At 54.3% G+C, this 7,593-nt stretch carries 6 protein-coding genes; 4 read left to right on the top strand and 2 right to left on the bottom strand.

What is annotated here, in order from left to right; all coding sequences use genetic code 11:
• The first annotated feature begins 175 nt into the window (after positions 1-175).
• On the top strand, positions 176-1,039 hold the full coding sequence (locus WA928_RS12705; protein WP_424304198.1) for a sugar ABC transporter substrate-binding protein: 864 nt from the start codon (positions 176-178) through the stop codon (positions 1,037-1,039).
• A 98-nt stretch (positions 1,040-1,137) separates the two neighbouring features.
• Here WA928_RS12705 and WA928_RS12700 read toward each other — a convergent pair whose 3' ends face one another.
• Complete coding sequence (locus tag WA928_RS12700; protein WP_417275840.1) at positions 1,138-1,896, bottom strand: SDR family oxidoreductase; 759 nt, start codon at positions 1,894-1,896, stop codon at positions 1,138-1,140.
• Positions 1,897-2,045: 149 nt separating this feature from the next.
• Positions 2,046-3,479, bottom strand: coding sequence for an aldehyde dehydrogenase family protein (locus tag WA928_RS12695; protein WP_417275841.1), 1,434 nt, complete (start codon positions 3,477-3,479; stop codon positions 2,046-2,048).
• 653 nt (positions 3,480-4,132) lie between these two features.
• On the opposite strand from WA928_RS12695, the gene WA928_RS12690 reads away from it, so the two are divergent.
• The 3 genes from WA928_RS12690 (at position 4,133) to WA928_RS12680 (ending at position 7,559) form a co-directional block, all read left to right on the top strand.
• Positions 4,133-5,284, top strand: coding sequence for a transporter substrate-binding domain-containing protein (locus WA928_RS12690; protein WP_424304194.1), 1,152 nt, complete (start codon positions 4,133-4,135; stop codon positions 5,282-5,284).
• Positions 5,285-5,289: 5 nt separating this feature from the next.
• The gene (locus tag WA928_RS12685; protein WP_424304191.1) at positions 5,290-5,919 is read left to right on the top strand and encodes an ANTAR domain-containing response regulator; all 630 of its coding nucleotides are present in this window, start codon (positions 5,290-5,292) and stop codon (positions 5,917-5,919) included.
• A 77-nt stretch (positions 5,920-5,996) separates the two neighbouring features.
• Positions 5,997-7,559, top strand: coding sequence for an ABC transporter substrate-binding protein (locus tag WA928_RS12680; protein ID WP_424304188.1), 1,563 nt, complete (start codon positions 5,997-5,999; stop codon positions 7,557-7,559).
• The last annotated feature ends 34 nt before the right edge of the window (positions 7,560-7,593 follow it).

Genomic DNA, 7,593 nt, shown 5'->3' with positions numbered 1-7,593 from the left:
TGCACCACCAAACCGTGGATGCCTAGGATAGAATCTATTGGGGACATCGGCATTGACTCCATTAAACGTGTTCTTCGTAAAAACAAGTCTAATGAATGTCGGTGTCCCCCGTTCATGATGGAGAGCCTACTACGATACCTTCAAGGGTAAACGGGTGATTTTCGTGCCGGTCTTCATGGGGTTGGACCTGATCGAAGCCTGGTCCAAGATTATGGGCTTGCAAGCCAAGCGCCTGGGATATAACTACGAGGTTCGGAACGCCAACTTCAGTACCTCGGCAGGGGTGCAGATCCTGACGCAGATTCTGAATGAAGATCCCAAACCTGACGTTGTGGTTGTCCACAATCCCGATGTCACTTCATATGCCAAGATCGAGAAGAAGCTGGAAGACGCCGGCATCTCCGTGATCCAGCTCAATATGAAAAGCCTGACCATGACCACCGGTTTTGCAGGCGGGGACGCCACGGTGATCGGTGAGATGCAGGCTCAGGCTGTTGTGAAGCATTGCGGGCCGGACACCTCGCGCGAAGTGCTGATCCTGAACGGGCCGACGACAGCGCCCTGGACGGTGTATCTGCAAACTGGGTACAACAATGTGTTTTCCAAGAATCCTGACATCAAGATTGTTGCCCGCCAATCGGTTGGTAACTACGAATCATCCAAGGCCAAATCGATCACCGAGGTGACACTCAAGCAGCATCCGAATCTGTGTGCGGTGGTTGGTGTCTGGGATATCCCCGACCTCGGCACTGCGGCAGCCATTGCGCAGGCCGGCAAAACAGGAAAAGTGTTTTTGTCGACCAACGGCGGTTTCAGTGACTACGCTTGCAAAGCCATCAAGGAAGACAAGTTCAATAATTACATCAGCTTCAATGTCCCGGGACAGGGACGCGATGTGAACAACCTGATTCAGATGGCGCTGCAAAGCGATCAGAAGCCAGGAACGTTAAAAGTAGCGCTTTATTCTCCGCTTAGAGACATCTCCAAGGCTGACGTGGAACAAGGCGGTTGCTGGTCTCTGGATACGGTGCACGAATAAATCCTGAGCACTGAATAACCATCGCCCCTGAACTACCCGGCTAGCCGGGAGGTTTCAGGGGCGATGGTTTTTGCGGGTTCAAGAAGCCAGGGCCTGTGTCAGATGGTGCGGCCCCCGTCGACAGGAAACTCGACGCCGGTCAGGAACTCCGCAGCATCGCTGGCCAGGAAAGTTGCCACGGCGGCCACATCCGAAGGCTGGCAGAACCGGCCCATGGGGATGGTGGACACAAATTTTGCACGATTCTCCGGGGTGTCAGGCAAGCCCATGAAGGCTTCGAACAGGCCCGTGATGCCCATGACGGGGCAGATGGCGTTGACGCGGATCTTGTCCGGGGCGAGTTCGATTGCCATGGATCGCGACAGCAGATTGACGGCGCCTTTGGAGGCGTTGTACCAGGTGAGGCCCGGACGTGGCCGGATGCCGGCCGTGGAACCGACATTCAGGATCACGCCACCGCCCTGTTTCCTCATGACCGGCACGACGGCCTTGGAGATCAGGAAAATGGACTTCACATTAACCTCGAACACGCGGTCAAAGGTCTTTTCATCTACATCCAGCATAGGCTGGTTCTTGTGCGTTGTGCCGGCATTGTTGACGATGATGTCCAAGCGCTTGAAGGCTTCAAGCGTCTTGGTGACCATGTTCTGGACATCGGCAGCCTTGGTGATGTCGACCTGCACCGCTAGTGCCGAGTGGCCGATCTCATGCGCGACGCGTTCTGCCGCAGCCAGGTTGATGTCGGCCACAATAACTTTGGCGCCTTCCTGGGCGTAGCTTTTTGCGACGCCTTCACCGAAGCCGCTGCCGGATCCCGTGACAATGGCCACCTTGCCTTCGAGTTGTTTCCCTGCCATGTGATGCTCCTTTGCCGTAAGGCTGACACCGGGGCGTTAGGTCGCCCCGGTGCCTGTGTATCGTGATAAAGAGGGTTATTTGAATGTGGTAATGGATGCGTCCTCAAGAATCTTGATTGCCTCCTTGGCAAGTAAGGGCGTCGGATATATCACCCGTAGTATTGGATGATGGTCTTGACGGTAGACATCTCTTCGAGTGCGATAAAGCCTTTTTCCCGGCCGTGGCCACTGTGCTTGACGCCGCCAAATGGCAGTTCAACCCCGCCGCCGGCGCCAAAGCTGTTGATGTACACCTGGCCTGCCTGCATGCCGCGGGCCACGCGTGTTTGCCGGCTGCCGTTCTCGGACCAGACTGCGGCCATCAGGCCGTAGGAAGTGGCATTGGCCAGTTCGATTGCTTCGGCTTCTGTGTCGAAGGGCACGGTTACCAGGATCGGGCCGAAGATTTCTTCGGTCAGCAGCCTGCTTTCATGGCGTGGCGCGCTGAACACCATGGGGCGAACGAAGTAGCCGCCCGGTGGCACACCTTCTGCAACCCGGCCTTCGATCTCGACCTTCAGGCCTTCTTGTGCGCCCAGATCGATGTATCGGTTGACTCGCTTGAACTGGGCCTCGTTGATCAGCGGCCCACAGTCGAGATCCATCTCGGGAGTACCGGCAGTCTTTTTGGAAAATTCTTTTTCCAGGGCTTTCATGAAGCGGTCGTAGCAGCCTCTTTGAACCAGAACGCGGCTGCCTGCCGTGCAGGTTTGTCCGGTATTGGCAACGATCCCTTTACTGATGGCAACGGCCGCTCGTTCCATGTTTGCATCGTCGAACACGACGTGTGCGGATTTGCCGCCCAGTTCCAGCGTACATTTGACGGCATTGACGGCCGCTGCTTGCTGCACGTGGATCCCGACTTCGTTGGATCCGGTAAAGCTGATGAAGTTGATGCCTGGGTGCGTGGACAATGCGGCCCCCGCTTCTTCGCCCAGCCCTGTGACGATATTCAGTGCCCCGGCGGGAAGGCCAACCTCGAGCGCGAGTTCTGCGACGCGGATGATGGACAGGCAGGCGTCCTCGGCCGGCTTGACCACGACCGCATTGCCCATGGCCAGGGCGGGGGCGACGCTGCGTCCCAGCATCTGGGCGGGGTAGTTCCAGGGCAGGATATGTGCGGTCACGCCTAGTGGTTCGCGCACGACTTGCACGGCATAGTCGTTCAGAAACGGGATGGTTTGACCGTGCACTTTGTCGGCACCGCCGCCGTAGAACTCGAAATAACGCGCCAGCACCGTGATGTCGTTGCGCGCGAAAGCCATGGGCTTGCCTGTATCGCGTGCTTCGAGGTCGGTGAGCTCGTCCAGGTGGTCTAGCACCGCCTGGCTCAGCTTCATCAAGAGCCGGCCGCGCTCGAAGGCAGGTACCTTGCCCCAGGCACCGCTCAGGGAGGCCCGCGCGGCATTGACCGCCCGGTCTACGTCTGTTGCCGTGCCCCTGGGTATGGTGGTAAATACCTGGCCGTCACTGGGGCATATCACGTCGATCACGAGCCCATCGCTTGAATCGACGCGCTGTCCGTCGATGATCATTTTGGACATTACTTTTTCTCCTGGTGAAGGTGGTTTTATCCATCGTAGGAATCGGGTAAGGATTTGGTCAATTTTGTTTTTGTGAAGGATGCGCTTATTTATTAATAGTGCCTTGAGAATTCTCTCTCCGATTTGTCCATCGACGACAACTGTGAATCTATCGATATTACGCTTGGCGTTCAACATATTGAACGTTTGAGGTTGTTCCAGCTTAAGGTTGTTCCAAATACACGGGCATAACCTGGACATGCATAAATCTACGAATGGGTGCTGTGATGCCATAGTACGCCGCTCTCAGTCTTCGCCGGCCAGAGGGGGGCTGTGTAGACCGCCGGGATTCTCGAACTGGTGCGAAACGTGTAAACGAAGGCTTCGATCATCTGGCTTCAGGCTCGGGCTTGCGCGACTGCCTGGTGCTGGACTGACGAAACCTGGTTTGGCACGGGTTGATAAAGATCCGTATTTACCCTAGTAAACGGGATTTTGAGTGATTTACTCTTGACCATTCCAGATATTTCGCTACCATAAACGTAAAGAAAAGGCCGTTTAGGGCAGCGTTGCCCAGCAGGTAATGGCCGGCGAGAATACCCTCGAAAACAGTTTTAGGCAAAAGGGCCTACAGCGTAGATGCGCTGTAGGCCCTTTTTTCATAGGGGTAGCGGATGGTCAGCAAAACGGCCCGAGTAGGGGTATTGATTTCTACGACGGGTACCTACGGTGCTGTCGGGCAGACGATCGTCAACGGCGTTCGCCTGGCTGCACGAGAACTCGAAGAAACGGCACGGGGTATCAGGCTCGATCTCTCATTTGCTGACCCTGCAGGTAACAACTCGAGGTATGTCGCATTGGCGGAGGAGATGCTGCAAAGCGGCATCAGACATGTCATCGGTTGTTATACATCGTCCAGTAGACAGCAATTGTTGCCGTCCTTCGAGCGATACCGGGCGCTTTTATGGTATCCGGCGCATTACGAGGGTTTTGAAGTTTCCGATAACGTTGTCTACACAGGCACGGCCCCGAATCATCATATTCATCCAATGATTGATTACATGATGGATAACCATGGCCGGACCGCTTATTGCGTGGGATCTGACTATATATGGGCATGGGAAAGCAATCGAGTTTTTAGGGATGAATTCACCAGGCGGGGTGGGCTCGTCTTGGGCGAGAAGTACATACCGATTGATGGACTCGATATCGATGAAGTTATCCAGTCCATTTTGGAGCAACCGCCAGCCTTCATATTGAACACTCTGATTGGCAGGTCGAGTTATCACTTTTTTAGAAGCCTCAGGAAGGCGTGCCTGGAGAAAGGTGTGGACCAATGCAGTGAGATTCCTGTCGTGAGTTGTAATCTTTCCGAAGCAGATCTGCACGAGATTGGCCAGGGTGCTGTCGATGGCCATTTCAGTTCCAGTGTTTATTTTTCTACAGTGGACACGCCTGAAAATAAGGCGTTTGTAAAAGCATATCGCGGTATGTGTCCACGACATGAATGCCTGCCTACCGTTGAAGCTGAGGCGGCATATATCGCTACGCGACTCCTCGGGGCCGCGCTGGCAGATGTCCCAGAGGGAAGTGAGATTGAGCAGGTGAGAAAACAGGCGCTCAATTATCGTTTTTTTGCTCCTCAGGGCGAAGTGCGCCTGGATCCTCTCACCTTTCACACGTATCTCACACCGAGGATGGGTATATCCAATAAGTCGGGTGAGTTTGACATCGTTGCGGAGGCGGATCACCCCGTGCGGCCTGATCCCTACCTGGTGGGCCTGGCGCCCGATACGACACTTAAGTTGGTAAGCACCGAGATGTGATTCCTATGAATAGTGCTCCCTGCGTCAAAAACTTTAGCCGTCGACGTGCACTGATCGTCACGGATGATACAGCGACCTTGGATCGGTTGTGTGTCAGCTTGGGGCGTGTGGGTGTTCTGGCGGAAGCTGCTCAGCTGCAATCGGAGGGTATTGATCTACGTGATGGAAATCTCTGCACAGAGCGCGACATTCTGTTTTTGGACGGTGATCTGAATCTTGTAATTCATGTGCCGTCCTATGAAAAAACTGCGGTTCCATTGATTCCTATCATCGGGATGGTGGGGATAGAAGCACCGAGCAGACTGGAGAGGCTTTTTGCCTATGGTGCCACTGCATTCATCAAGAAACCAATCTATGCGGGCGCAGTCTTTCCAAGTCTGTTTATGTCGATAAACGGACATCTGCAGCGGCTCCAACTGACCCGTTATCAGCATAAACAAGACATGCGACGGGGCATGCGTCGCTACGTGATGAAGGCGGTGCTCATGATCATGGAGGAAAAGAACCTGACGGATGAGGAGGCGTATGACTGCTTGCGGCGTACCAGCATGAATATGCAAACGAGCATTGAGGATTTATGCAAGCAGATGGTGGAGCAGGAGTCAGACACTAGTATGGGCGTGAATGCCTGTTAGTGCCTCTGGCACCTGGCTGGTTAGTGGCTGCCAATAATGGCATGACTAATTTGAAGGCTAAGGCATTGGAGGATCAGATGGAAGACGAAAAGAGATTACATGGGAGTAATGATGCCTCAACAAAAGGGGCGGACGTGTCGTCATCGATTGAGACGACGACTTCTGGAGTGAGTCGACGGGCATTTCTGCAAAGATCCAGCGCAGTAACTGCTAGCTCCATGTTGGGAGGTGGGCTTGCCACTTTTGGGATTCCCGCTGTAGCGGCTTCTGACAGCAGTGTAAATATTGGCTTTATCGAGGATATATCCGGAAACATAGCAATCTATGGAATACAGAAATATCACTGCGCTCAGTTGGCCGTGGCTGAGATAAACCAGGGTCTGACATTGGCGGGTGGGCCTGTGGGCGTTGGCGGGATCAATTCGGAAGGCAAATCTGCGAAAGACGCTCCTACGGTAAAACTGGATACCAAGGCTGCCGCAATACAAGTTCTGTCGGATGGTGGTGCCTTGGACGATAGGCCGGCGTTGTATCGCAGTGAGAGCGAAATATTGATCCCGTCAGGTGATAAAGGCTTGCTTGGCAAGGAGGTAAAGCTGGAGTTTGCCGACGGTCAGTCCAATAACAGGGTGTGGCAGCAACTGGCACGCAAGCTGATACAACAGGACAAAGTTGATGCGCTGGTTGCTGGGTTCACCAGTGCAGAAAGAGAAGCCATCAGGCCGATAGTCGACAAGGCCAAACAGCTTTATTTTTACACCAACCAATACGAGGGGGGCGTAGCAGACGAATTTACTTTCTGCACAGGCCCTGTCTGCGAACAGCAGGTCATTCCCGTCGTGCAGTATATGGTCAGTAAATTTGGGCCGCGGTTCTACACCTTGGCTGCAGATTACAACTTCGGCCAGTTGACGGCTGGGTGGGCAAAGGCTGTCGCACCTCTCGTCGGTGGCGAGGTCATCGGCGAAGAATTCCTGCCGATGGATCAGAGCCAGTTCAGTCAGGTTATTGCCAAGGTTCAACAGGCCAAACCTGATTGGGTGTTCACCCTGTTGGTTAGTGAGAACCTTGCCAACTATTATCCTCAGGCCGCTGCTGCCGGGCTCAAGTTTCCGATGGCCTCTACCATCAATATGATGCAGGGCTATGAGCACATACGTTTTGCACCGCCCGCGATGGAGAACATGCACAACGCTGTTCAGTACATGGCAGAGCTGCCTACCGAGCGGAACCGGGCATTCTTGAAACGGTTCTTCAAGATGTTCCCGGATGATCCATATGTGGGTGGTATGGCACAAAACACCTATTTCACCATTCACTTGTATGCGAAGGCAGTACGCGTCGCGGGCACCACAGACCAGGCGGAAGTGAAAAAGGTACTGGAGAGCGGTTGGACGATCGAGGCACCAGAAGGGTCGGTGTCTCTGGATCCTGCAACGCACCATTGTGCACGCAGTATCCGTATGGCTAAGGCTGATAAGGATCAGAACATCAGCTTTGTGCGTGAGTGGCCAAATATCGATCCCTGGTGGCTCTCCAGGCTGGGTGTCAACCTTGTGCGGCATCCTGAACACAAGCAGTACACCCCGGGGGACGATCCGTTCTTCGCCATGCTGGCCAAGATGACAAAGAAGGGCTAGCGGCGCTGCGCGCACTTCCTGATGAAACACCTGG

The organism is Castellaniella sp., from assembly GCF_049651205.1.
GTDB lineage: Bacteria > Pseudomonadota > Gammaproteobacteria > Burkholderiales > Burkholderiaceae_B > Castellaniella.
Note: the sequence above shows the minus strand (reverse complement) of the source record. Positions and strands in the feature narration are given on the sequence as shown.